This window comes from Bacillus sp. FSL K6-6540 (genome assembly GCF_038007545.1).
This window is the reverse complement of record NZ_JBBOXH010000001.1, coordinates 429,083-455,504: the sequence shown is the minus strand read 5'-3', so window position 1 is coordinate 455,504 and position 26,422 is coordinate 429,083. Positions and strand designations below refer to the sequence as shown.

General features: G+C 52.5%; 22 protein-coding genes. 4 read left to right on the top strand and 18 right to left on the bottom strand.

The genetic code is table 11. The annotated features are described in order from the left end of the window. Positions 1–376: 376 nt before the first annotated feature. From MHH82_RS01940 to MHH82_RS01915, 6 genes are all read right to left on the bottom strand, one after another. Positions 377–2,494, bottom strand: coding sequence for a glycoside hydrolase family 76 protein (locus tag MHH82_RS01940; RefSeq protein ID WP_340962809.1), 2,118 nt, complete (start codon positions 2,492–2,494; stop codon positions 377–379). Positions 2,495–2,570: 76 nt separating this feature from the next. Then, positions 2,571–3,461, bottom strand: a complete 891-nt coding sequence (locus tag MHH82_RS01935) for a carbohydrate ABC transporter permease (protein WP_340962807.1) — start codon at positions 3,459–3,461, stop codon at positions 2,571–2,573. Positions 3,462–3,488: 27 nt separating this feature from the next. Beyond that, on the bottom strand, positions 3,489–4,409 hold the full coding sequence (locus MHH82_RS01930; RefSeq protein ID WP_009593927.1) for a carbohydrate ABC transporter permease: 921 nt from the start codon (positions 4,407–4,409) through the stop codon (positions 3,489–3,491). 41 nt (positions 4,410–4,450) lie between these two features. Continuing rightward, on the bottom strand, positions 4,451–5,731 hold the full coding sequence (locus tag MHH82_RS01925; RefSeq protein WP_012818597.1) for an ABC transporter substrate-binding protein: 1,281 nt from the start codon (positions 5,729–5,731) through the stop codon (positions 4,451–4,453). A 59-nt stretch (positions 5,732–5,790) separates the two neighbouring features. Then, a complete protein-coding gene (locus MHH82_RS01920) occupies positions 5,791–7,026 on the bottom strand; it encodes a glycoside hydrolase family 125 protein (protein WP_051425402.1) in 1,236 nt (411 codons plus the stop codon). Positions 7,027–7,478: 452 nt separating this feature from the next. Beyond that, a complete protein-coding gene (locus MHH82_RS01915) occupies positions 7,479–8,639 on the bottom strand; it encodes a GntR family transcriptional regulator (RefSeq protein ID WP_051425403.1) in 1,161 nt (386 codons plus the stop codon). A gap of 228 nt (positions 8,640–8,867) precedes the next feature. Here MHH82_RS01915 and splB point away from each other — a divergent pair, with 228 nt between their 5' ends. Further along, positions 8,868–9,893 (top strand): spore photoproduct lyase, encoded by a 1,026-nt coding sequence (gene splB / locus MHH82_RS01910; RefSeq protein ID WP_012818594.1) that lies wholly within the window; start codon positions 8,868–8,870, stop codon positions 9,891–9,893. 104 nt (positions 9,894–9,997) lie between these two features. On the opposite strand, the gene MHH82_RS01905 is transcribed toward splB, so the two are convergent. Both MHH82_RS01905 and MHH82_RS01900 read right to left on the bottom strand, forming a co-directional pair. After that, the gene (locus tag MHH82_RS01905) at positions 9,998–12,016 is read right to left on the bottom strand and encodes a bifunctional diguanylate cyclase/phosphodiesterase (protein WP_145040205.1); all 2,019 of its coding nucleotides are present in this window, start codon (positions 12,014–12,016) and stop codon (positions 9,998–10,000) included. Between the two features lie 388 nt (positions 12,017–12,404). Continuing rightward, the gene (locus MHH82_RS01900; RefSeq protein WP_009593955.1) at positions 12,405–12,743 is read right to left on the bottom strand and encodes a winged helix-turn-helix transcriptional regulator; all 339 of its coding nucleotides are present in this window, start codon (positions 12,741–12,743) and stop codon (positions 12,405–12,407) included. A 203-nt stretch (positions 12,744–12,946) separates the two neighbouring features. On the opposite strand from MHH82_RS01900, the gene MHH82_RS01895 reads away from it, so the two are divergent. Next, entirely contained in the window at positions 12,947–13,540 is a 594-nt protein-coding gene (locus MHH82_RS01895) for an NAD(P)H oxidoreductase (RefSeq protein ID WP_340969787.1), read from the top strand. Positions 13,541–13,815: 275 nt separating this feature from the next. Continuing rightward, positions 13,816–14,229, top strand: coding sequence for a DUF2500 domain-containing protein (locus tag MHH82_RS01890; RefSeq protein ID WP_340962799.1), 414 nt, complete (start codon positions 13,816–13,818; stop codon positions 14,227–14,229). Between the two features lie 157 nt (positions 14,230–14,386). Here the strand turns inward: MHH82_RS01890 and MHH82_RS01885 are convergent, their stop codons facing one another. From MHH82_RS01885 to MHH82_RS01855, 7 genes are all read right to left on the bottom strand, one after another. Further along, the gene (locus MHH82_RS01885) at positions 14,387–14,806 is read right to left on the bottom strand and encodes an OsmC family protein (protein WP_340962797.1); all 420 of its coding nucleotides are present in this window, start codon (positions 14,804–14,806) and stop codon (positions 14,387–14,389) included. Positions 14,807–14,848: 42 nt separating this feature from the next. Then, positions 14,849–15,835, bottom strand: coding sequence for an ABC transporter ATP-binding protein (locus MHH82_RS01880; RefSeq protein WP_012818590.1), 987 nt, complete (start codon positions 15,833–15,835; stop codon positions 14,849–14,851). After that, positions 15,819–16,841, bottom strand: coding sequence for an ABC transporter ATP-binding protein (locus tag MHH82_RS01875; RefSeq protein ID WP_012818589.1), 1,023 nt, complete (start codon positions 16,839–16,841; stop codon positions 15,819–15,821). The genes MHH82_RS01880 and MHH82_RS01875 overlap by 17 nt, the downstream gene beginning before the upstream one ends. 22 nt (positions 16,842–16,863) lie before the next feature. Beyond that, a complete protein-coding gene (locus tag MHH82_RS01870; protein ID WP_340962793.1) occupies positions 16,864–17,769 on the bottom strand; it encodes an ABC transporter permease in 906 nt (301 codons plus the stop codon). Positions 17,770–17,784: 15 nt separating this feature from the next. Further along, positions 17,785–18,735, bottom strand: a complete 951-nt coding sequence (locus tag MHH82_RS01865; RefSeq protein ID WP_096774843.1) for an ABC transporter permease — start codon at positions 18,733–18,735, stop codon at positions 17,785–17,787. A 99-nt stretch (positions 18,736–18,834) separates the two neighbouring features. Then, on the bottom strand, positions 18,835–20,433 hold the full coding sequence (locus tag MHH82_RS01860; RefSeq protein ID WP_036664801.1) for an ABC transporter substrate-binding protein: 1,599 nt from the start codon (positions 20,431–20,433) through the stop codon (positions 18,835–18,837). Positions 20,434–20,746: 313 nt separating this feature from the next. Continuing rightward, on the bottom strand, positions 20,747–21,694 hold the full coding sequence (locus tag MHH82_RS01855; protein ID WP_144374186.1) for a phosphotransferase enzyme family protein: 948 nt from the start codon (positions 21,692–21,694) through the stop codon (positions 20,747–20,749). A 245-nt stretch (positions 21,695–21,939) separates the two neighbouring features. Here MHH82_RS01855 and MHH82_RS01850 point away from each other — a divergent pair, with 245 nt between their 5' ends. After that, positions 21,940–22,563 (top strand): TetR/AcrR family transcriptional regulator, encoded by a 624-nt coding sequence (locus MHH82_RS01850; RefSeq protein WP_036664802.1) that lies wholly within the window; start codon positions 21,940–21,942, stop codon positions 22,561–22,563. Positions 22,564–22,639: 76 nt separating this feature from the next. Here MHH82_RS01850 and MHH82_RS01845 read toward each other — a convergent pair whose 3' ends face one another. From MHH82_RS01845 to MHH82_RS01835, 3 genes are read right to left on the bottom strand one after another with little or no spacing between them, the layout of a single operon-like run. Next, a complete protein-coding gene (locus MHH82_RS01845; RefSeq protein ID WP_340962786.1) occupies positions 22,640–23,779 on the bottom strand; it encodes a toxic anion resistance protein in 1,140 nt (379 codons plus the stop codon). Between the two features lie 56 nt (positions 23,780–23,835). Further along, positions 23,836–25,524, bottom strand: coding sequence for a vWA domain-containing protein (locus MHH82_RS01840; RefSeq protein ID WP_340962784.1), 1,689 nt, complete (start codon positions 25,522–25,524; stop codon positions 23,836–23,838). Positions 25,525–25,539: 15 nt separating this feature from the next. After that, positions 25,540–26,283: a hypothetical protein gene (locus MHH82_RS01835; protein WP_012818581.1), complete on the bottom strand. Its 744-nt coding sequence runs from the start codon at positions 26,281–26,283 to the stop codon at positions 25,540–25,542. Positions 26,284–26,422 lie beyond the last annotated feature (139 nt).

Sequence of the window (26,422 nt, the reverse complement as noted above, 5' to 3'; positions counted from 1 at the left end):
GGTAACCTGGGTAGGGGACTTCGGGTTCGGTCTTGATTTCAGGGTTCTCCAAGTTGAATTTATGAATGTCAATTCCTAGCTGAATACAAACGTCTTCTATTTTCAGATTAATGGACATACATCACCTCATGAACGGATATGACCTTACTTCACAGAGCATCTGAAATCATGTTTCGTATCCAAGCCAGGATGTGATTTACCTCATAAATATAACGCATGGCCCGTGCGACCAACAGTGTGTGTTGTCATGAATATTGTCATATGACAATCATCTCGAATTGGTGGAATAGGAAATAAAATGAAAAAGAGCACGCCGATTTGCGTGCTCTTCTCCAATCATTCACAAGACGCCAGCATCGCTGACAGCAAATCAAAGCTATTTGTTGTTCAACACGGCCGCAGCCTCCGTCAGCATCATTCCGCTCAGCTGCACGCTCAGTTGAACGGGAAGAGTCGGCAGAGCGTCCCAGGCAGGGCCGCATAAACCAGCATCCTCAAGCATTCCCTTCTCCCACAGCGTTTCCGCGTTACGCTGGATCATTCGGCGTACGGCGTCCTCTTCGGGCGCCTCTTCAAGCAGCACCAGCAGATAACGGATGAGGATGCCCTTAAACAGACCCGTGTCGTCAATGCCCTCATCGGGCAGAAGCAGGGTTTTTGGATCGCACAGCTCCAGCATGCACGCGTCAGCGGTCCGTTTAGCGTCTTCGAGATAGGACTTATCCCCCGTACAACGGTATAATTCCACTCCGGCACCGAGGAACACGCCCTGGCAATACGTGAACTTCCAATCGTAATCGATCTCACCGTCGCCGAGCCGGTTCATGCCATCCCATACAAACCCGGTCGATGGATCGACAAGCCGGCTCTTGTTCCATTCATAGATGCGCTTTGCCCAGATCAAATCCTCCTCGTTTCGCTCCAAAAGATACAGCCTCGCCGCCAAAATGGCGGCAGGCGCGTTAGCCGGCGTGTTTTTGTAATCCAGCTGATCCTTCTTCCACGCCATGCCGCCCCCGCAGTGATCATTCCATGCGGTCTTGATGTCTTCCCACAGCGTAAGCGCCTGCTCCTTATACCACTCGCTTCCGGTAGCCTGATGCGCACGCAGCAGCGCGAGTGCCGTCCACTCCATGTCATCGTAATAATTGTGGGTGAACGTATGGCCGTTGTACTTGTACAGGCTTCGGCTGAATGCTTCCATTCGGTCGGCATACATCGGTTTTCCCGTGCGCTTATAAGCGTCCACCAGCACATCCAGCACATGCGCCTGCCACCAATAATAGAAATTCTCGCCTGCCCCGGCATGTTCCCGCGGAAACCATTGATCCATAATGCCGCTGTCCGGGTTTCCGTAATTTCGGTACATGGCCTCCTGCAGCAGGTCCGCTCTCTCATCCCAGTTCGCCGCAGAATGCCGACCATCGCTCCCCCCAGCCTGCCCCGCGGATTCCAGCACGGCCGCACATTCAAGCAGCATCACGCCGCTCAGCTGCGAGCTGAGCTGAACGATAGCGTCAGACAGTGGACGGCTCTTCCAATCGGTCCCGAACAGCGCGCCATCTGCAGTCTTTCCCTGTTCCCAGAGCACATTGGCGTTCCGGCTCAGCCACCCTGCAGCTTCTGCTGCTTCAGGCCACACCTTGATGGCTTCCGTTACATAACGGATCAGGATGCCTTTGAACAATCCGGCGTCGCCTCCGCCTTCGTCCGGGAGGATGCCTTCCGCCGAATCCGCCAGCTCTACGCGCATCGCTTGAAAGGTCCGCTTGGAGTCTTCAAGGTACGCCGAATCACCCGTAACCCGAAACAGCTCGACCGCTGCTCCGATAAATACGCCTTGGCAATACGTGAATTTCCAATCTTTATCGATGGCCCCGTCTCCGGTCCGGTTCATCCCGTCCCAGACAAAACCCGTGGCAGGATCCACGAGGGCATTCTTCTGCCAAGCGTAGATTTTCCGAGCCCATTCCAGGTCCGCCGGGTTGCCGAAAGCCCGATGCAGCCGTGCCGCCAAAATAACCGCAGGCGCGTTAGCCGGAGTATTCTTATAACCGAGCTGCTCCTTGTGCCAAGCAATTCCCCCGCCTTGAATGTCGTTCCAGCCGGTTTGAATATCCTCCCAGAGCGTCAGCGCCGCTTGCTTGTACTTCTCCAGCCCCGTCGCCTCATAGGCGCGCAGCCATGCCAGCGCCATCCATTCCATGTCATCGTACAGTTCATTCGGCCATTCGCCGTTATTTCGGCGGAGCACTCCCTCATACAGCTGCTCCAGCCGCTCCGCATACAACGGATCTGCCGTGCGAACATAACCGTCCACCAGCACATCCGCCGCATGCGCCATCCACCAATAATGGAAAATCGTATTGCACGCCCCGTCCGGGCACGGCGTTTCTATATTGTACATACGGATCGAATCATTCCAGAAATGACGTTCCAGCGCGCGCTGCGCCTCATCGGCCCTTTTGGTCCAAATACCGGACACCGTTATCATTGTCGAAATCACTCCTGACATCTCAATATGCAAGTTTCTTTTTCCATTCCGTCAAAGATATCCAGCTTCCATCCCGCTAGCCTTTGATCCCGCTAAATGCGATGCCCTGAATGAAGTACCGCTGCAGAGCCAGGAACAGGACAAGGATCGGCAAAATAGCCACCAGCGCCCCGGCCATCATCGGGCCGTAATCCGTCTGGAAATTGAACGAGAACGCCTGGAGCCCCATCTGGATCGTCGCCTTGTTCGGATCGTTCAGCACGATCATCGGCCACAGGAAGCTGTTCCAGCCCGCCTGAAACGTGAAGATGCTCAGGGTTGCCAGCGCCGGCTTGGTCAGAGGCAAATAGATGCGCCAAAAAATTTTGAATTCGCCGCAGCCTTCAATCCGCGCCATCTCCATCATGTCGGAGGGGAGCGTCAGGAAGAACTGCCGCATGAAAAACACCGCAAACGTGCCGGAAGCCCCCGGAAGAATGATCCCCCAGAAGGAATTCATCAGCCCCATGCCCCCGCTTCCGAACAGGTCGTTGCCTCCCATCAGCGGTATATGGCGCAGCACGTACACGCTCGGGATCATCGTGACGATGCCCGGGACCATCATCGCGGCCAGCAGCACGCGGAAGAGTCCCGAGTTGCCTTTGAACTTCAGCTTGGCAAAAGCGTAGCCGCTGAGCGAACCGAAGAACAGGTTGAGCAGCACGCCGGTAATGGCCAGAAAGAATGAATTCCAGAAAAAAAGGCCGAAGGGTACGGTTGTGAACGCCTTTTTATAGTGCTCCAGCGTGATGTCCGTAGGGAACCATTTGATCGGCATCGAGAACATATCCTCATCCGGCTTAAAAGAGGTCATCACGCTCCAGTAGAACGGGAGAAACATGACGATGGCGATCAGAATGGCACCGATATAGAAGACGCTCGCGGTAAGGATTCGCTGCCGCTTGGCCTGACTCTCAATTGCTCTCATCTCTTGTCTTCCTCCTCTAAGCCCCGATTACACAATCGATTCTTCCGATTTATTGATCTTCATGCTGATCAGCGAGAAGACCAGAATCGCCATCGCCAGCACGAAGGCCTGCGACGATGCATACCCCATTTGCAGCTGGTTAAAGCCCTGCTGATAAATGAGATAAACCGGCGTTTTCGTTGCATTGGCAGGTCCGCCCTGCGTGAGCACGAATGCCTGATCAAACAGCTGCAGCGCGCCGATAATCGACATCGTGCTGACAAGGAATGTGGTCGGCCGCAGCTGCGGCCAGGTAATGTAACGCAGGCAATCGAATTTGCTGGCACCGTCCAGACGAGCGGACTCGTACAGATAATCCGGCACGCCCTGAAGTCCGGCCAGGTAAATGATCATATTGGAGCCTACGCTCTGCCACAGCGTCATCATAATAATCGACAACATGGCGGTATCGGTCTGGGACACCCAGGCCGGGCCCGTGATGCCGAACAGCGACAGGATCCCGTTAACGAGCCCGTATTCGGGATGCAGCATCCAGATCCAGACGGTGGCCGCCGCGACCGCCGACGTCAAGGTCGGAAGATAGTAAAACGTCCGCAGCGCCTTGACTCCCCTCGCCGCCCGGTTCAGCAGGATCGCCAGCAGAAGGGAGATCAGTACGTTGAGCGGCACGAACACCACCGCATAGATCATCACGTTAACGAAGGTTTTCCAATACAAATCATCGCCGAACAGTCGCCTGTAATTGTCCATGCCGACCCAGTCGTTCGAGCTGAGCACGTCATAATTGGTAAAACTCAGGTATAGCGCCATTCCAACCGGGATCACCATAAATACCGCAAATAACAGCATTGTCGGCATAATGAACAGGTAGCCCATCCTGGCCTGGTGTTTGCCAAGCCTCGTGACGGAAGCAGGCTTGGCGCTGACTGGCTTCGTGGCGGAAGTCATCCTCATGCTCCTTTCTGTAGCTCCTAGAATCCCCGAATGCGTTAACGGGCAACGGCATTTTCCTTCAGCTGCTTATCGCCCTGCTCCTGGCTGAGCCGGAGGGTCTCTTCGGCGCTCTGCTTGTTCTGCATGAACAGCTCCAGATTCGGAATGACGGCGTTCTCCTCCATGACGGAGTAACCCGGATGCGTCGGCCGTGTTTTGGCAAATTCAAGCGTTTCCATAAACGGTATCCATTTCGGATCGTCCGCGAAGAACGGATCTTCAAAGGCAGGCTTGAAGCCCGGCATATTCAGGCTCGTTTTGGCCCATAACACGGCATTGTCCTTGTTGGCCGTCCACCATTTGATAAACTCCCAAGCCTCCTCCGGATGCTTGGAGCCTTGCGGAATGACAAGCCCAAAGCCGCCCATAACGCTCCCCTTGTCGCCGTTCGGTCCGGCCGGTGGCGGCACGATGCCGTACTCCAGGTCTTTGCCGTATTTATCATAGGTGCTCAGCATCCACGGGCCGGTGTAGAGCATGGCGACTTTTCCGGTTACAAACGCATCCGTTCCTTCGCCCAAGCCGTCCTCGAAACCGATCTTGTACACCTTGTCCTCATTCAGCAAACGTCCCCAGAAGTCCAATACCGCTTTGCCCTTCTCGTTGTTCACGTTCATCGTGTTCTCCGGGGTCAGCATCGTTCCGCCCGCCTGCTGCAAATACATGTTGAACAGTCCGGGATCCCCCATCGACAACCCCGCCGTTTCGAGCTTGGTCCCGTTCCACTTGGTCGTGGCTTTGGCTGCCGCCTCAAGCTCATCCCAGGTGGTTGGCGGCTCAAGCCCGGCTTCCTCCAGCATTTTCTTGTTGTAGAACAGGGCCCGCGCATCCACCGTCAACGGCAATCCATACAGCTTGTCTTCATAGGTAAGCTCCTTCAGAGCCTCTTCGTAAAAATCCTCCTTGTTGACGCCGTCGCGCTCCAGGTATTCGTCCACGGGATGAAGCACGTTCTTAGGTGCATAGAGCGCGGTCCGCCACCGGTCCCAGAACACGACATCCGGCGTCCCCCCGTTCGTGGCCGCGGTCAGAAACTTCGTCACCACGTCCTGCTGCAGGGCATACTTCACCTCGATTTTATCTTGGGATTTATTAAAAGCATCCACCATCGTTTGGATCTGTTCCTGCCCTTCTCCGCCCCAGTCTCCCCAGAAGGTCAGCACCGTTTTGCCGCCGCTGGCTTCTCCGCCGGAGGAGCCGCCGCTGCCTCCTGAGCATCCCGCCAGAAGCCCAATCACAACTATCATCGACCATACGATCTTCCACTGCTTTTTCATTCGTTAACCCTCCCTTATGAATTCCAAGCTTGGTTCGCCGCTTCATCCCGCTGCTAGCTTTACCGTTTAACCGCGATACCGGAACACAACAGCACCAGTTCGCAAAACATCATATTGGCCCATGAAAACCAAGGCCGGGTATATTCCTGCGGCCGATCCACATGAAACCCTTCATGCATGAGCCCGGTTCCTCCGTCCGTTGCCAGCAGCAGTTCAAGGAGGCGCTGCCGCTCGGCTTCATCCTGTTCGGTCATCCCTTGCATCGCAAGCGCAATATGCCATATGTATTGATCGGGCGTATGCGGACTGCCGATGCCGGATGCAGCGGTCCCGGAGAAGTAGTACGGGTTCCGCTCACTCAAGATAAACCTCCGCGTATTCGCGTATATCGGATCTTCCGCATTTCGGTATCCCAAGTACGGAATGGACAGCAGGCTGGGCACATTCGCGTCGTCCATCAGGTTAACCGAACCCAATCCATCCACCTCGTATGCATAGATAGGGCCGCATTCCAGATGCTCCACAATGCCGTACCGCTGTATGCCGGCTTCGATCTGTGCCGCGAGCCCCTCCGCCGCCGCTGCCAGCTCCCGATCCTTCAGAATCTCCTCGGCAATCTCCGTCACATACCCCAGCACAACGACCGCAAACATGTTCGACGGAACCAGGTAACCGTGGGCGCAAGCATCGTCGCTCGGCCTGAAGCCGGACCAGGTCATGCCGGTATATGCCGTCTCCGCTCCTTTTCCGCGACGGACCAGCGTATCCGACGGAGGGCAGTTGCTTCGCTCGAAGGTGTAAGCCGATTTCTGTTCATGGTGCTGCTCTGTCGTCCACAACTCGATAATCTGCCGCACGCCTGCCCGAAAGGTTTCGTCAAAATGGCCGGTTCTTCCGGAGTTTTTCCACAGCAGGTAGCTGAGCTGGATCGGGTAACACAGCGAATCGATCTCGTATTTGCGTTCCCAAATCCACGGACTCATCTCGGTTGCATCATCCTGATGTCCCATCCCATTTGCAGACTCATTGAACGCATTGGCATACGGATCCCGCAGAATATAGTCAAACTGGCGTCTGACCACGCCCTGGATCATGTCGCCGATCTCGCGGTCCTCTCCAAGCACCAGGAAGGGCCTGACCTGCGCAGCCGAATCGCGCAGCCACATGGCAGGAATATCCCCGGTAATGACAAACGTCGTGCCGTCCTCCATTCGCTTCAAGGTGGTATTCCAGGTATTGGCTAGGCATCTCTCGAACATGTCAGCCGTTCGTTTCGGCTGCTTCGCCCGAACCATGTCCGATAACCGCCTAATGGCCTCTGGCAGTTCAGTTATGGATTGCACGTGATGTTCCCCTTTCACTTGATGGAATTATGAAACCGCTATCACGAATCAGTATATTGTTATCTAGTTAATATGTCAATATATAAAATAAATTAAATGTTATATTAGGTATTTGGTAAACGTCGACACAAAACAACGCTGCTCCTCACCGAATTAAGAACAAAAAAAACCATGTGCTCACAGCTTCGTGAGCGCATGGTTTGCATGCGTGCATGGGTAAGGGAAGACATTACAAACATTCCGTATTCACGTTTCCTGTTTGTAAGGTTCAACCTCCAAGGTTTTCGTTATCGAATTCGAATTTTCATTTGGTCGGTCAGGGAATTACCAATTCGCCGGTCACTTTCCAACACACTATGCATCGAAGGCTGCGCCAGCTGCGCAGACGTTTGAACAAGTTTCTGCTATTCCTTGACGGGACCGGTAGATGCGCCAACCACCAATTCCGCAGGCAATCTCTTCTCGACCGCAACCGCGTCGTGGTTCATGATGCCCAGCACCGTCTCGATCGCCAGCCTTCCCATCTCTTCCTCGTTCTGCCGCATATGGGTAAACAAATACCCCTCACCGATATTTAATTGCGGACTGTCGAAGCATATGATAGATAGATCCTCCGGGACCCGCAAACCGAGGCGTTCAGCCGCAACCTTAGCAAGCAATGCAATATTGTACTCAATCGCAAAAAAAGCGGTAATCGACGGATGATCCTGCAAATGCTGCATGATCCGCTGTATTTCCCGTTCAATATTGCTTTCGTAGAAAGCATTGGGCAGCGTGGCCGTTACGTCACTGATCCAGATTTCCTTGTCAAACGCGATGCCCCGGGCGGCATGAGCCTGAACGAATCCTTCAATCCGCTCTTCGACCGCCGTCGTATCCCTCGGCGGAGGAGACAGCAGGGAAATATGGCGATGACCCAAATCGAATAAATGCTCCACCGCCTGCACGGCTGCCCCAAGATTATCCGTGCTGATGGAAGCCGCAGCGACCCCCTTCAGCTTGCGGTCAATCAGGACGAGCGGGAAGCGGGCAATGACCATTTTCAATATTTCGGCATTAAAATATTCACCCTGCGCGGGAAATACGATAAGACCGTTCACGCCGAGATTGCGCAGCTTCTGGATGGACAATTCCTCGTTATCCTGGTCCCCGAACGTTCTGCGCAGGACCAGAAAGCAGTCATTCTCCCTGGAATACTGCTCCATGCTGTAGATCAGCCGCGTCCCGTAGCTTGAAGAAAAATCCGTGATGACCAGGCCGATCATTTTCTCCCGGCCGGCCGTTCCCGTTTCTGTGCTCTCTGAGGAGATGGGTTCCCTGTGTACCACAGGCTCATCCGGATCGGCTACGAACGATCCCTTGCCCGGCTTGCGCACGATCACGCCTTCTGCCGCCAGCAGATCCAAGGCTTTCTTGCTCGTGATTCGGCTAACTCCGTACTCATCCGCAAGTTCCTTCTCTGATGGAACTTTATCTCCAATCCGAAACATATGGGTTGAGATCTTTCGCTTCATCTCGTTAAAAATCTGTTCATACATCGGCTTCGTGGAAGCTGCATCTTTCAAATTGATATCCCTCCAACGGTACTCCAAAACCTGCTAATTTATATAACAATATAACATGATATATTTAAATTGTCCATGTTGAACGATGATCGCTCACAGATTCATCACATCTCCTATTTGCTTAAAACAGCACCATACAAACTCATAACTTGTACAATGCATGTTCAACCTGACCATTGCCCATCCTATAATCCATATACTTAAATTTTTGCGGGGGAGGAAGATTCGTTGGAGCGTTTTGACCCGGAACTCGTCTTTTTTGAGCCGGATGCGTTGGAGTATCCGCTTGGGAAGAAGCTGCATGCATGGTTTGAGGAATTAGGCACACCCATCAAAATGACCACCTCCCATAATCGGGTAACCGGCATTCCGGGGGAGACCGAAACCGAAAAATACCGAAACGCCAAACGCACCCTAGTCGTCGGGATTAGGAAGACCTTGGATTTCGACACGTCCAAGCCTTCTGCGGAGTATGCCATCCCGCTGACCACGGGATGTGCAGGGCATTGTCATTACTGCTACCTGCAAACCACCATGAGCTCGAAGCCTTATGTCCGGATTTATGTCAACCTGGATGAAATTTTGGGCCGAGCGAAGCAGTACATCGCTGAGCGGTCGCCCGAAATCACCCGGTTCGAGGCCGCTTGTACCGGCGATCCCGTATCTCTGGAGCATTTGACCGGGGCACTGGCCTATTACATTGAATTTATGGCCAAGCAGGAACATGGCCGACTGCGATTCGTGACGAAATTCGCCAACATCGATTCCCTGCTCAATATCGATCACGGCGGCCATACCAGGGTACGCTTCTCCATCAATTCCGATTATGTGATCCGTTATTTCGAGCCGGGTACCTCTTCCTTCGAAGAACGCATTGAAGCCGCAGGGAAAATTGCCGAAGCCGGATATCCGTTAGGTTTCATCATTGCCCCGATCGTCAAATATGACGGATGGCAGGAAGGATACTGGCATTTATTGGAGAAGCTCCATGAGCGATTGAGCCATGTGGAGGTTAAGGATCTGACGTTTGAGCTCATTCAGCACCGGTTTACCAAAACGGCCAAAAACACCATTTTGAAACGGTACCCCAAAACCAAGCTGGACATGGATGAGGAGGACCGGCAGTTAAAGTGGGGAAGGTATGGAAAATTCAAGTATGTCTATAAGGCCGAAACCGTCGAGGAGTTTCAGCAGCTGTTCGAAAAGGGAATCCAAGAATATTTCCCGCGCGCGGAAATTGCCTATTTTGTCTAAAATACCTGGGAACGCCAGTCATTTGATGTACCCAAAAGCAACAAATAACGGACACCTCCCGGTGCCCGTTATTCTTATGAACCGTATCTATTCCCTTCCGCCCTTCATCGAAGGACCGCGAACTCTTCGGCCTTATGATCTTGGTCGTACATCCAGACCTCAATCTCATGGATATCCATCGGCTTTCCGTAATAGTAACCCTGCATGACATGACACCCGAGCCCCGTCAAAAAGTCGATATGCTCCTTATTCTCCACGCCTTCGGCGATCACGTCCAGATTCAGCTTTTCCGCCATAAGAACGACGGCGTTGACGATGGCGCGCTTGCTGGGCGTGTCCAAATCATTGGTGAACTGGCGGTCCAGCTTCAGGGCATCAATCGGAATCCGGTCCAAGAGCCCAATCGAGGAATAGCCGGTTCCGAAATCATCCATGGAGACCTTAACCCCTAAGGATCGGATACTCCCAAGCTGACGGATGATATCGTTCACATCGTGCAGCACCATGGACTCCGTAATCTCCAGTTCTAACAACCGCGGCTCCAAATCCGCCTTGTGCAGCACGTTTTGAATCAGCTCCAGCAGATTGTCGCCATGAAATAAACGGACCGATAGATTCACCGAGACCGGCTGGACAACCCCGCTATCCTGCCACACCCTGCACTGCTTGCATGCTTCTTCAAGCGTCCAGCGGGTCATCGGAATAATCAGCCCCGTCTCTTCCGCAATCGGAATGAATTCCTGAGGGGAAATCACGCCGAGTCGGGGATGCTTCCAGCGAAGCAGCGCCTCGAATCCGACCAAGCGGTCGCTTTGCACATTCCATTTCGGCTGATACACGATGAAGAACTCCTTCATCTCCAGCGCTCTTTGCAAGTCCTTCTCCAATTCCATTTTGCGAACCTCTTGAAGACCCATCTCCTCGTCATAAAGGCATTGCTGATTCTTGCCGAGCCCCTTCGCTTTATACATGGCGGTGTCGGCATTCTTCAGCAGCGTCGTACGATCCGAGCTATGGACGGAACCGATGCTGATGCCGATGCTAACCGTCACATACAGCTCGTTGCCGTCGATATGGTACACCTTTTTAATTTGTTGGAGTATATCATCGGCTAAGCGCTGGGCATAATTCGGGTCGCTTTGCTTCAAAATAACCAGAAATTCGTCGCCCCCGATCCGGAACACCTGCTGGCCGCTTCGAATGAATTGACGCAGCCGCTTGCCCACTTCCTGAACCAGCAAATCCCCGACATTATGACCCAGCGTATCGTTGATGGCCTTAAATTGGTCCAGATCCAGAAACAGGATCGTAATCTTATCCGTTTCGGCATTCGTCCTGAAGAACCGGTTCATCTCATTGCGGTTGGGCAATCCCGTGATCGTATCCTGATAGGCCAGCTTTTCGAGCACATGCCGGTCAAAGAACATCGCGCCCCAAGAAATCAACAGAATAGCAAAAATCGCGACCGTCACGCAGTACAAGAGGAAGAAATCCACAGACTGCGGCTGATGCGTCATCATGCCAGCATGCGCTTCAAAGCGCGCCGCCTTCATCCCTGTATAATGCATCCCGCACACGGCGAATCCCATGACAACCGCCGAGCCCCACTTGAGAAAGCTGGACTTGGAATGGCTGCGAAAACGAAGAAACAATAATAAGGCCGCATAGGAGGCCGCCAGCGCAATGACGACGGACAATATCCAAAAGACGGGATCGTAACGAATGTCGGCGTGTACGACCATGGCTTCCATTCCCATGTAATGCATCGTCACGATGCCGCTTCCCATAACGAAACCGCCAATGGCGATTTTGGACCAGTTAATATCCTTGGGCATGGTGATATAAAACGCGATGAATGATGAAATCACGCTGGCCAGCATCGACATGATGGTCAGAAAGGCATCGTACTTCACGTTCATATTCATGTGCATCGCCAGCATGCCGACAAAATGCATGGACCAAATGCCGCTTCCCATGACCATGGCTCCCCCGAATAGCCAAAAAAACTTGGATTTGCCGTTCGCGTCCGAAATTTTGGACGTAATATTCAAAGCCGAGTATGAAGCAAGTATAGCGATCGCAATTGAAAGCCCAACAATATACAAGTTATAATTGCCGTCCATCTGAGCTGTGCACACTCCTTTTGTGAGTAATCCTTAGGTCCTATGAAGTTCATACGTTACCCGAGAGACAAACGTTTCTATTAATTCAAGGATGGCTCTCCCTGCATACCCAAAGTGATAATTCTTATGGTTACAGCCCGCCCGGCCCTGAGTCTTCTACCTATTATATCTTTAGTAACTATTCAATTTCTCGACAAACTCCGTTTTGGCCGAAACTTTCAGAACCCGCATGAGTCTAAAGGACTATATATTCCACAATATCCCTGCCTTTCCTTCTAACCGATTTAAAATAATGGCACGCAGAACGGACATTTCAACCGGATGGATAACGTGAAAAACAAAAAAACTGCCGACTCATTCCCTCAGGTCAGCAGCTTTTATCATGACTTCATGGAGCACTTACCTTCGTTTCTCCATTCATATACTTCTCGCCCCACTCACAGATTTGATCCAGGATGGGCTGCAGTGAAACGCCCAATTCGCTCAGCTCGTACACGACCTTCGGCGGCACTTGATTAAAGACCGTTCGCGTAATAATCCCATCCTCCTCCAGCTCCCGAAGGGTCTGGGTTAACATCTTCTGCGTAATATCCGGCATCTCTTTCTTAATTTCACTCGTACGCTTGGGCCCATAACTAAGGTGGCACAGCACAACGATCTTCCACTTGCCGCCGATCACCTCCATGGTGGCTTCGGACGGAATATGGTATTGTCGATCGCGATTCATAAGATCCTCTCACCTCCCGGACGTAAAATTACTGCGACTATGAAGGGCACTTTAGGGTGCTAATAGCACCTTTAGGTACCTATAGAACAAATAAGTGCGTACTTCCTTCCAGCCATTATATGATACATAATCCCCTTATACCAGTACTGCAAGAAAACAAAGCACATTCAACACATTATAGAAGAAAGCGAAGGTGATTCATGATGAAAGTACTGACCGTTGTCACCCATCCCAGAGTGAACTCCTTTACATTTGCTGTCACGGAGCGATTTGTGCAGGGGCTTCAAGATGCCGGACATGAGACGGAGGTTCTGGATCTTTACCGCATCGGTTTCGATCCGGTTCTGTGGGAGGCGGACGAACCCGATTGGTCTGATGCTGGCAAGGTTTTCTCCGCTGAGGTTGAAAATGAGATCGCGCGAATGAAACAGCACGACGCGCTGGCCTATATTTTCCCGGTATGGTGGTACGGGGTTCCGGCTATGCTGAAGGGGTATATCGACCGTGTCTGGAATCACGGCTTCGCATATGGCGGCGGTTCCAAGCTCCATCACAAGAAGGCGTTATGGATCGCATTGGCAGGAGCGTCGGAGGACCATTTTGCCAAGCGGAGCTATGATACGATGCTGTCCCATTCCCTCAACGTCGGCATGGCCAACTATTCCGGAATCGAAGATTCCCGAGTGGAATTCTTCTATGATACGTTAGAGGGCAGGGCGGAGCACATGGAGAGCCTGCTGGAGCGGGCATATCAGCTGGGGCTGCATTATGCGGGCTCGGGAGTACATGTGAAGTGAAGGCTCCCTAGTGGAGTTAGAGCTTTGTTCATACAATAAAAATAAATCGGCCTCGCTCTTGAGGCCGATTTTTATGTACCGCACTTCGGATCGCTCGCTCTCATGTCATTGATACGTCAATAAGGAACGACGGAATCCAGGTTGGCCTTTAACTCAACCGTTGGTCATTACTTGCTCGGAACATCCATTGCCCCAACCAAAATTTGAAACATTTTAGTCATTTTTACCGTACATATAATCAATGGAAAAATAACGGAACAGGAGGAGTGCCGTCGATGATGCCCCAAGGCCCGTCTTTTGGCGGAGGTTTTGATTTTATGTTTACGCTGGTTCCCATTCTGATCGGGATTGTATTCGTCATTGTGATCGTGGGCTTCATCTCCAATGGCGCTCGTTATGTTAAGAACGCCAAGTCCCCGCGCACTTCCGAGTTTGCCCGGGTCGTCTCCAAACGCATGGATGTCCGCCATCATACCAATCACCACAACAACGATAATGGAATGATGCATGCCAACCATTCATCCCGTACGTATTATTACATCACCCTCGAATTTGATAATGGAGAACGAAACGAGTATCTTGACGTCAAGAATCTGTACGGTCTTGTCGTGGAGGGAGATACCGGCTATGCCGCCATCCAGGGCGACTGGATCGTCGCGTTTGAGCGGAATATGCAGCCGCAGTCGTGACCGGACGCGTTTACAATATAAAAATGAAGAAGCATCACGTCTCCGTATTTTATTCGTACGGTCCCTTAAGAACAGAAGAGCCTTAGTCCGCGGTGAAACACGGACTAAGGCTTTTCTTGTTGAATAGACTTGAATGGTTAATATTTCATCTAATCCTTTACGCATTGCTGCTCGTTTCGATAGGCTCATTCACTTCGATCAGTTCAACGACGGCCTCGCTTTTCAGCGTATTGCCGATCGTGCATGCACGCTCTACGACGGATTTCAGCTTCTCCTTGTAGGCAGGCTCCAGCGTTGGCGGCAGCGAGACAAGGACGTTGAAATGCGAGATCTTATTGCTTTTATCCTCTGCTTTTACTGATGACACTTCGATATGAATGGAAGACTTATCATATTCCACGCCGTCGTAAGCCATTATTTTTTGGAGCGAGATGGATACGCACAGCGCCAGGGACGCTTCCAGCAGCTCTCTCGGTGACAAGCCGCCCTCCAAATTCGGGCCGTGGTTTCCTGCAATCTGAAACCCGGCCTCATTGAATATCCGATCCTGGCCTTCTACGATTTGCAACGTTGTCATGGTCCTTCTCTCCTTTTGGTTGGGGTTGCGAACTTATCTGTTCTAGTCAACAAGATGACAGGCGACCTTATGGCCCGGCCGCACTTCTCTTACAGCCGGTATGTCTGTTCTGCATACATCGGTCGCATAGGGACAGCGCGTGTGGAAAACACAGCCGCTCGGCGGCGATATCGGGGACGGGATTTCCCCCCGCAACATGATCCGTTCCTTTAATCGGCTGCGGTTGAAATCCGGTACGGCCGAGAACAGCGCCTTCGTATAGGGATGCAACGGCTCATGGAACAAATCGTCCGTCAAAGCCTCTTCCATTATTTTTCCGAGATACATAATGCCGATCCGATCCGAAATATACCGAACCACGCTGATATCATGCGTTATAAATAATAGCGTTAGTTTCATTTCGCGCTGCAGGCGCTTGAGCATGTTCAGAATTTGTGACTGGATGGACACGTCCAGGGCGGAGACCGGCTCGTCGCACACGATGATTTTCGGATTCATGATAAGCGCGCGCGCCAAGCCCAGCCGCTGGCGTTGACCGCCCGAGAATTCATGGGGAAAGCGAAAGGCATGCTCCGGCTGCAGGCCGACGGTTTTCAGGATGCGGAACACGGTTTCCTGACGCTCCGCCTTGTCCCCCATTTTATGAATGATCAAGGGCTCCTCCAGCATCCGGCCGATTCGTTTCCTCGGATTGAGCGAAGAGAACGGATCTTGAAAAACAAGCTGCACGTCCTTGCGGAAATTCCGCATTTCCTCCCTCGTCATGGCAGCCAATTCCCGATCCCGATACAGGACCTGCCCTTGGCTTGCCGGCGTTAATCCGAGGATGGTGCGTCCCGTGGTGCTTTTCCCGGAGCCTGATTCGCCGACCAGGCCGTAGGTTTCTCCCTCGTTCAATTGCAGGGAAACGTCCGTGACCGCGTTGACGTACGCTTTGGCGCCCCCTATCTTGCCGAATGATCCGTACACCGGAAACTGCTTGTGAAGGGAGCTTACCTTTAAGATCGAACGATCAGCTGCTTGTTCCAACGGTTGTCTCCCTCCCTTCCTGCTTGTTTAGGGCCTCGTAATGCCAGCACTTCACTCGATGGTCCGTTTGGGCCGTTTGCATCGGCGGCTCGGAGGTACGGCACAGCTCGTCAGCAAAAGGACACCGCGTTGAAAAGCCGCAGCCCTGCGGAATATCCGTCAGGGATGGCACCGTTCCCTCAATGACGTAAAGCTCATCCTCCCTGTCCCCTTCCAACTTGGGGATGGATTGGATCAGCCCCTGGGTATAAGGATGCAGCGGCGTTTGGAACAGCTGTTCCGTAGGAGCTTCCTCCACGATCTGCCCCAAGTACATCACCTTCACGCCCGTGCAAATTTCCGAGACCACGCCCAGATCATGCGTAATGAACAGCACGCCCATGCCCATTTTGCGGTTCAAGTCGGCAATCAATTCCAAAATCTGCGCTTGAATCGTCACATCGAGCGCGGTTGTCGGCTCATCCGCGATCAACAGGTTCGGCTCGCAGGAGAGTGCCATGGCAATCATCGCCCGCTGCTGCATCCCCCCCGACAGCTGATGGGGATATTCGTTAACCCTGATTTCGGGCGAAGGAATGCCCGTCATCCGCAAAATTTCGATGGCTTGCTGATGGGCTTCCTTCTTGGACTTCTTCTGATGAAGGCGAATGGCTTCTCCGATTTGGTCTCCAATCGTATAGACAGGGCTCAGGGAGGTTAGCGGGTCCTGAAATATCATGGATATTCGATCACCCCGGATCGCCCGTAATTTAGAATGCGGAAGGGACAGCAGGTTCTGATTCTCGAATACGACCTCTCCCTCGTACTCGATTGCATCCGTATGATCCAGCAATCTCATGATGGATTGGGACATCACGCTTTTTCCGCTGCCGGACTCTCCGACGATACCGATGATGTCGCCAGTATTCATGGAAAAGCTCACTCCGTTCACCGCCGTCACTCTTCCGCGCTCGGTATGAAAATGCGTTTTAAGATTTTTCACTTCCAATAGAGGCTCTTTATTCATGGAAACACCTCCAGCCTTATATTCATCGCTTTCTAAACTTTTGCTTCACGCGGGGGTCCAGTAAATCGCGCAGCCCGTCTCCCAGCAAATTCAGGCTAAGGACGGACAGGACGAGCGTGGCCCCGGGAAATACGACCATCCACCATGCCTTGTAAATTACAAGCTTGCTTGCCTGCAAAATGTTCCCCCAGCTGGCTTCGGGCGCAGGAATGCCCGCACCGAGAAAGCTGAGCGCGGCCTCCGAGATAATCGCCTCGGCAAATACGAAAGTCGCCTGTACCAGTAGTGGAGACAGCGTGTTAGGCACGATGTGCTGCCATATAATGCGCGTGGAGCTGGCCCCCTGGACATGCATGGCCTCGATGTAGGTTTGCTCGCGCACTACCAGTGCTGCCGAGCGGACGACTCGGGCAATATTCGGCGTGAACACGATCGTCAGCGCAATGATAACGTTCAAGGCGGATGCGCCGAGCGCGGCCATTAAGGCAATGGCGAGCAGGATTCCCGGAATCGCAATCAACCCGTCGCAAATGCGCATGAGAATATGATCCAACGTCTTATAATACGTTGCATAGACGCCGATCACGAGTCCCAGAGCGGAGGACAGCAGCGCAACCGCCAGTCCGACGCTAATCGATACCCTGGCACCGTAGAGTAGCCTCGTTAGCAAATCCCGTCCGAATTCGTCGGTACCCAGCCAATGCTCGGCCCCTGGCGGAGTTAAACGGTCCACAACCTTCATGTCGTACGGACCGTAGTTCGTGAAGAGCGGTCCGATCAGCGCCAGAATCACCAATACCACAAAGATAGTCGCTCCAATCAATAGCCCGTAGTTGGACTTCAGGCGGCGATATCCTAAGGCGCGCTGCTCTTTTTTCAGCCTTTTGCTGACTTGAGCGACATATTCCTTTTCCTGAACTGTAGCCATCCCGTTACACCTCTTTTATTTGCGATCCAATCGAACGCGCGGATCAACCGCGCCGTATAACAAGTCGATGATCAAGTTGATGGTGACGTACATCAGCGTGACGACAAGCACCACCCCTTGGATCACCACAAAGTCCCTTCTGGCAATGGAATTCAAGATCAATTGACCCAGACCGGGAATGTTGAATATGGCCTCCACGACCACCGCTCCCGTCACCAACGTGCCGAAGGTTTGTCCAATGACGGTCAGAATGGGCAGAAACGCGCTCCGAAACGCATGTTTGAACAGCACCTTCATTTCATGCAGGCCTTTGGATCTGGCTGTCTTGATGAAATTCAAATTCAGCACTTCCAGCATGGACGAACGGGTCATCCGCGTAATCAGGGCCGCCTGTATGGTTCCAAGGGAAATGCCGGGAAGAATCAGATACTTCATATGTTCCCATAGCCCGCTGCTAAGCGGTTCATATCCAGCGACCGGCAGCCACTGCAGCTTGACGCCCACGAACAGCATAAGGAACAATCCCAGCAAGAAACTGGGCAAGGCCATGCCCAGCAAGGATATCCCCATCAATGTATAATCGGCGATGGACCCTCGCTTGTACGCGGCGATAATCCCGAAGGGAATCGCGAGCAGGATCGCGATGACCTGTGCCAGAATGGCCAGCGATAGCGTGGGGGTAATATGCTCCGCAATGGCTTCGCTGACCGGCTGATTCATGAAAATCGAATCCCCCAGATCCCCCTTGAACACGTTGGCTACCCAGCTCGTATATTGTTCGAGTATCGGGCGGTCCAGTCCAAGGTCCTGATTCAGCTGCTCTATTTCCTCCTGCGACGCCTCCATTCCCAAGATGGCCGCCGCCGGATTCCCTGGCGTTATGTGGATGATCAGAAATATAGCGATGGTGACGACGGCCAGTACGGGAATCAGCGACAAAAGTCTTTTCGTAATATAAGCCAGCACGGCAAATCCCTCATTTGTACATGGTCTATGAATCCAATTTCAAAAAAGGAAGGTGTTATCGAAGTTACTCCGGTAACTTGTAACACCCTCCATATACGCTTACTTCGCTACTTTGGCATTCCAAACCACCGGTGCTTCGAACAGCTCGAAACCTTCAAGCTTCTTCGATGTGGCGACGACGCCATTATAATGGCCGATTACGGTGGAGGAAGCGAATTCGTACAGGAAGCCCTGCAGCTTCTCCCATTCCTGCTTGGCGGCTTCCGGCGTGGCTGCGCCGCGAATATCGATCAGCGCCTGCTTGACCGTTTCATTGTCGAGTCCGGCCCAATCCGGATTAACGGCCAGCAGCTGCGGCGGGGTAAGCTGATAGCCCGTGCTGGCAACAAAGATATCCCACTTGGAACGGTCGTTCTTCGTTTCCAGGAACGTCGGGAAATCGAAGTTCTCCACTTTTACGTTCATGCCGATCTGACGAAGCTGCTCCTGGATGACCAACGTAGCCGTGTACATCTCGTTATAATCCTTGGTCGTCAGCAGCGTGATTTCTTCGCCGTTATACCCGGCTTCTTGCAGCAGCTGCTTGGCCTTCTCCGGATTGGACTGGTTGTAATACTCCGCTCCGGCTTCGGTCGACCACTGGACTTGATTCGTATTCAGGTAACCCGGCGCCAAAGAGTACAAATCCGGCTTGGCGAAGCTCGCCAACATGATCTCCTCATTATTGAACGCGGCGAGAATGGCCTGGCGAATCTTCACGTCCTTTAACAATCCCTCGCTGGTATTGAAAAATGCCGTCAGGGCACCGCCAGGGAACGAGAGCAGGTTGATGTTGTTGTCGGCAGCCAGCTCATCATAGCTTTCGATCGGAATGCTGTCCGCCACATCGTACTGGCCGGTCTTCACGCCTGCAATGCGCGTCGAGTGGTCCGTGACGAAATGGAAGTACAGGTCTTTGGCGGGAGCTTCTTTTCGACCGTCAAATCCGCTTGGCTCCGCATCCGACACCTGCTGATAATCGTCGTTTCGCACCAAATGGATGTATTGATCCTGCTTCCATTCCTGGAATTTATAGGGTCCTGTGCCGATGTACTCCTTGATTCCGTCAGCCGGCGCTGCGTCCACGATCTCTTTCGGCATGATGGAAGGGAACTGCGCTTGCGATGCAATAAGAATCAACACGTCCGACGTAGGCGACTCTACGGTCAGCTTCACGGTATACGTATCGACGGCTTCGAATTTGGCATTCGTCAGCAGCACCTTCGCCCGGGACGAAGTCACCAGCCAGCGGTTCATCGAGGCTACAACATCCTCGGACGTCATCTCTTTCCCGTTGTGGAACTTCACGCCTTGGCGAAGGGCGAACGTATACGTTAAACCATCCTCGCTTCGTTCGACCGACTCTGCCAGAGCCGGTACGGGCTCATAGTTTGCATTCAGCGTGTAGAGCTGCTCGAAGATATTGCCGGCCGTATCCAGCGCAACCGCCGATACCGTCAAGGCCGTATCCAGCGTTGGCGGCTGAGCCGTAAGCGCGATGTTCAGCTCGTCTTTGTACTCTTGTTGTTCGGCTTGCTTCTCGCTTCCTTTGTCTTCGGCTGCGCCCTCTGCCGCCGGATCGGAGCCGTTGCCGCATGCCGCGATCAACAGCATCAGCACGATCGACGATAAGAGTAAACCTAACTTTCTGGCTTTCATTGTAATCCCCCCATGTAGTAGACATATGCATACGAATTGTATGCATCATGCTCTGTCAAAAAACTCGTAAAACAAACGCACCCCATAAATCTAAGTTATCTGGTAGGTTTAATAAGCTATGCACATACTAATAGATTCGCTATGGGCTGTCAATGCAATAATTGATCGCACTAGAATTAATTTCCTATTGGCGAAAATTAATAGATCTGAGTTGCAAGGACTTCGTTCCTCTCCATCGCCTTAACCGCCGCAGCCGGCCCTCCCCCGAAATATAAAAAAGCCCTGGTCCGTCTTTCGAACCAAGGCTCGTTTATTAAAGTGGCAGATCGCTTTGCAAAATCTTTTCCCTGCGCCCTTTCATATACCACTGTCCCCAGGGATGAAGTTTGTCGAAATTTCCGCGGCAGGCATGGAACAGCTTCATATACCGCCCCATTTCTCTCAGCTTCATGAAATAGGGGATTTCCCGAAGCCACTCCTCCTCCAGGCAACGCTCCAGACGGTATCCTTCCAGGAAAGGGATCAGGAATTTACCTCTGTCCGGATCGGCTCCTTCGGTCAAACCCGAGAAGAAGGCGGCGACGGCTATATCATCCACGAACCATGAATAACGACTCGCATCGAAATCAATCAGGCACAACGCATCCCCCTGGACAAAAAAATTGCCGTAATGAAAATCGGCATGAATCAATCCATAAGTCTCCCTAGAAACCGGGAGCTTCGATATATACCGGCACAAGGCTTGATAACGAGAGGCAATTCCCTTCTCAGACGACGGTAAATCGAGATGTCGAACCTTCTCTGCCTCGTACGACCAATTCGGCCGTCTCGTGAAGGGGTCCTGATGGATATACTCTTGGGTGATACGATGCATGCCTCCCATGAATTGGCCCATTCGCCTGTATAAATCCTCGCCGGCTTCGTTCTCCCCAACCGGACGCCCCTTGGCTTCCTCGTAACAGACCGCCGTATATTCCCGGTCCTCCATCCGGATCCGCTCCACAAGGTTCGCGGCTGCCGAATGGAGCGGCCTCGAAACGCAAACGCCCTTACTCCCAAGAAACTCTACCCACTGCACCTCCCCGGCAATCTTCGCATAGGGTTTGTGGGACTCGTCGGTCAAGCGCACATACACGGTCTTCTCGTCCCTTCGATAAGAACGGACAAGGCTGTGTTCGGAAAAATGCGTCTGGAGTCTATCCCGCTCCAAAAGTCCGAACCTGCTCGCAGCCGCGGCCATAAGCTCGCTCCGTCGTTCCAATTGCAGCGCCTCCCTTCAAGCCGGATGATATTGACATCAATGATGAATGATTTCTACAAATATGTAAGCGGCTCCTACATGCAAAGCCCGGTCCTCATGAATATTCCATTGAAATAACGCCATCAACAGCGGTCCTTGTGCCGGCCGCTTTTTCCGCCGATGTATACGCTCTTGTTGTCGTCAAAAGGGCGGGAGGATATAATACGGGTAAAATAAAATCGTTTTGCAAGAAAGAGGGCCTTATTATGAATCCCGAAACCCGAAACGCCCGAACCCAACTCATCATCGAAGCAGCCGAGCGCGTATTTACACATAAAGGCATTGAAAAAGCCACCATGCAGGATGTAGCCACCGAGGCTGCCATGGGCGTAGCCACCGTTTTTCGTTTTTTTCCCCGCAAAGAGAAACTCGTCGTTGCCGTTGCCACGAAAATGCTGGAAACCGTTCTCGAGACCTTCCGCTCCGTCGCGGAACAGCCGATTTCCTGCATGGAGAAGCTGGAGCTGCTGTTTGACCACTTCATTTCCCTGCTGGAGCAGCAGACCAGCTCGAACGTCAAGCTGCTTGAGAACTTCGAGAGCTATGCGGCTCAGTTCACGGAGCCTCTTGAGGATATCGAGCTGTTTAACGCCGTCTACCGGGATATATCCCAGGTATTCTCGACCATCGTGGAGCAGGGCATCGAGGATGGATCGGTTCAAGCCGACCTTCCGATTGCCGAGACGCTGACCACCATCGTGAATACATTCGGCATTTTTGCCAGAAAGCTGTCCCTCCAGAAAAACATTCTGGTGGTCGAGCCGGACCTCGCGCCGGAGAAGCAGCTGGCGATTCTCAAGCACATTCTGCTTAATTATTTGCGGGCATAAGGAACTCGGAGCCAAGTAAAAAGAGTGCGCAGCATCACGACTGCACACTCTTTTCTTGTTGGATCCCTGGCTTCTCCTACAGGCCCAGCTTCTGCCCCCGCTCCAGACGCTGAATCTGCTGCTCGCCCGTGACCGCCAGCTCGCTGAACTGATGGATTGTCTCGCGCATGCGCGGGAGAGCCTCCTGCTTGTAAGTGCTGATGGAATCAAGCGCTGACAGCACATCCGTGAACGCTTGCTTCAAGGTATCGACGGAAATGCTCGTTTCCAGCGACTGCTTGTGGATCGCCGCACCTTGATCCTTCAGCATTTTGGAGGTGGCGCTGATCAGGTTGTTCGTGGTTTCGTTCAGCAGCTCGATTTTCTTCAGGACAATCTTCTGATTGTAAAGGGCACTTGCGACCGTCACCGAAATTTTCAGCGCCGATACCGTTACGTTTCTTGCCCGATCCACACCACGGATTAACTCCTTGTTATTCCGGATGACGACTTCTATGGCCATGATCCCCTGCTGGTTTACGACCAGCATCTGCTGCAGGTCCATCACGCGCTGGCGCAGCGGGAACAGCACCTCTTCGGTGATAAACCGGATTTTGTCCTCCGACTCCTGGCGGATTTTGGCCGCCTCGACCTGGGATTCGATCTCTGTGTCCATGAGCATGCCCAGCTGAATTTCCTTTTGCAGCTTTTTGGTGAGCTCGCGGAGGGTTTGCTGTTCAATCTCCAGCGTGGTGTTGTCATTCTTTAATACGGTTTTTCCTTTATCAAGAGAAATGATGATGTCCGAAATGACGGCATCCGCCTTTTGAAACTTGGCAAAATATCGGCGCAGCGGATTAAATACCATGCCCAGCAGTCCGCTTTTTGCAAAATCCACAACGCTCGGATCCAGATCCTTCAGCTGCAGCTGCAGCTCCGTTAACCCTTTGGCCACTTCGCCGCCTTCGTCCCCGGTTTTCGATAATCTCCCCACTTGAACCTGCAGGAGCGCGTTCTTCTCCGAGGAGGACCTCATCGTGCTGATGCCAAAGCTTTCAATGGATTGCAGCACCTGTCTCCGTTTCTCGAGCGATTCGATATCCAGCTCCATGATGGCCTGCACATTGCTCGCTGCCAGTTCCTTCAGCTGCGTGACTTCTTCCGGCTCAGGCTTCACCTGCTCCTCGATTGCCGTCTTAATCTCTTCGGGACGAATGACTTCCATCGTAAATGACAATATAACCCCTCCTACAAGTTTCTGATATACCAGATTCACATCGTTATGAAAAATTGCTACATCTGCACATTCAGCAGCTGGCCGATTTTGTATACGACATCATCGGTATCGGCGTTGATGCTGGCAGCTTCATTGATGCTGGAAATGCTTTGGAGCGCCTGAATGTCGGCATTATAGCCAATCGTATACACCGGGATTTTGAAGGCTTGGATCAGTCCGCGGATATCGTCTAGGGAATGCCCGACGTTCGTTTCCCCGTCACTCAGCACAAAAATCAGGGGTTTCACGTCCAGATTCGCCGCCATCTCGTCCTGCAGCATCTTCATCGCCACGACGATGCCGTCAAAGGTCGCGGTATTCCCGCTGGCCTCGAGGCTGTTGATCGCACCGACAAACATCGACTGCTGATTCAAATCGTACTTGCCGATCGGAAGGTTGATCGTAACGTCCGTGGAATACGATACAAAGCCGATGCTGTTGTCCCGGCCCAGATATTTCTGTCCCGTCAACAGCGATTCCTTGAGACGGTTTAACGGCTCGCCGTCCATGCTCCCCGATACGTCCGCCACGAACACGGCCGCAACCGGCTTGTTGCCGTCCTTCTTCTCCTTCCACAGCTTCTGGGCGGACGGCAGCAGGCTGCTGTCGACGACCTCGAGCTCGGATTGGTAATCGTTAAGACCGTTGAACCCTTTTTTGTCGGCCATCTGCTGGTATTTGTCCTGCTCAACGAATTCCGCGAATTTCTTGATAATGTCCAGCTTCTCCTTCGGCAATTTCCCGAGCGCGTACAAAGGGCTGTCGTGCCTTACGCCAAACGGGGTAAAGACGTAACCGCTTTTCATATCCGCCGCGTTGACAAAGGTCTGATACTCCAGGACAAAGGCATCCAGCATGCCGGACTTCGCCGCATCGCGCATCTGGATCGTAGTGGAAGCCGTGAAAGGAACGTTCGCTTGGAATTTCTCGAAGCCATGTACCGCCTTCTCACCCAGTATGTCGTTGCTGTCGAACGTTTCAAGGGCCGTGATCAGGAAGTTGAGACCCGTGGAGCTGGCAAAAGGATCCGTGTATCCCATCGCCAATTCATTATTCGCTATCGCATCCGTCAGCGTCTTGACGTTCAAGGAGCCGTACTTCTCCACCAGCTCGTCGTATTTGGCTTTTCGGGTGACGACGCCGGTGACGTTCCCCGTCAGGCGCTTGGATACCAGCTCGGCTTTGACGCCGTATTCCTTGACCATCTCCCCCCACAGCTCATTGGAAGGCGTAAAAGCGTCCGGCACGTACTTCCCGGATGTTATGTAATCGGTTGCGGTTCCCGAAGCGATATTGCGGATCTTCACGGATACCGGCTTGCCGTTCACTACCGGCTTGGATTTGTTGAATTCCTCTGCCACTTCGTTCAGCCATCCGTCAATGCCCGGTCCCGCCTTCTCCGGCGAGGAGAAAATCTCCACGTACAAGTCCGTCGTATTCTCGACCGAGATCGGGAACTTGGATATATCGGGCAGGGAATCCGCGACGGCCACCGGGTCCAGATCGACTTGGCCTTTGATGGGATCGGCTGTCGTGACAGTAATATCCTTGTAGATTTTGTTGATCTTTTTAGCCGCGCCTTCCGAATCGACCTCGGCTTGGCTTTTGCCCAGATTGGAGGTTAACGTGATCCCCGCGTACACTAGAACAAACACGACCACTGCAATGGCCACTAATACGACAAAGGCACTACCCTTGCTTCGCATAATCATCTCCCTCTCTTATTGCTTGTATAATTTGGTTTGCTTGATTAACGCATCGATTTCCTTCATGCACGGCATATCTTCCACATCCCGGTAATCGGTGCTGCCGAGCAAAGAGATCTCCAGCAGCAGCTTATCAAGCTTGAGCATGATTTCCTCGTTCGCCTCCAGATAACCGGTCACGTAAGCCAAGTACTCTTGGTATAACGCCGTTTTTTTCTGCGCCACCTTGCTGGACAGCTGGGAGGCTTTCGGCTGGTCCGCCATGCGGGCGAAATCGGATGCAGCGAAGACGCCAAGCTTGTTCAGTATCCCTCGGATATTGAGGTAGAACAGCTTCTCGACTTCATCGATGACCCCCATGAATTTCTTGTAACTGAGCTCCGTTGGCTGAAAACGCTGACCCAGAACGCCCAGCAGCGCGTTTCTCTTCTTCTCGATTCGCTCCAATTGGTCCAGGGCAAGAGCGATATCATTCTTCAGCACTTTCACGTTGCGGTAATGGTGAAGCGCCTCTATGTAATCCTCGCGGGTCTGAATCGTTTGGATCGGTTTTGCAGCCGGAGACTTGAATAACAAAACATAACTTCCATAAAAGAGTGCAAGCATGCTGACCACCCATACGGTGATGACCAGTGCAGACTGGAAAGCGTTATCGCCGCCGACTTGGAAGCCGAGCAGCCCGGGCGAAACCAGGACAATATTCACGATCGCGATAACCGCCATAAGCAGGAGCAGCTTCGCGGACTTCGAGCCATTCAAGAATTAACACCTCCCCTACTCCTATAGAGCGATGACTGATTCAACCTATAACCGCTTATGAAACATCCGTAAAAATATAGGTAATTAAAGGATATAACACATACTACGTCTCAATTCGAAGTTAGATGCATTTTCCTCT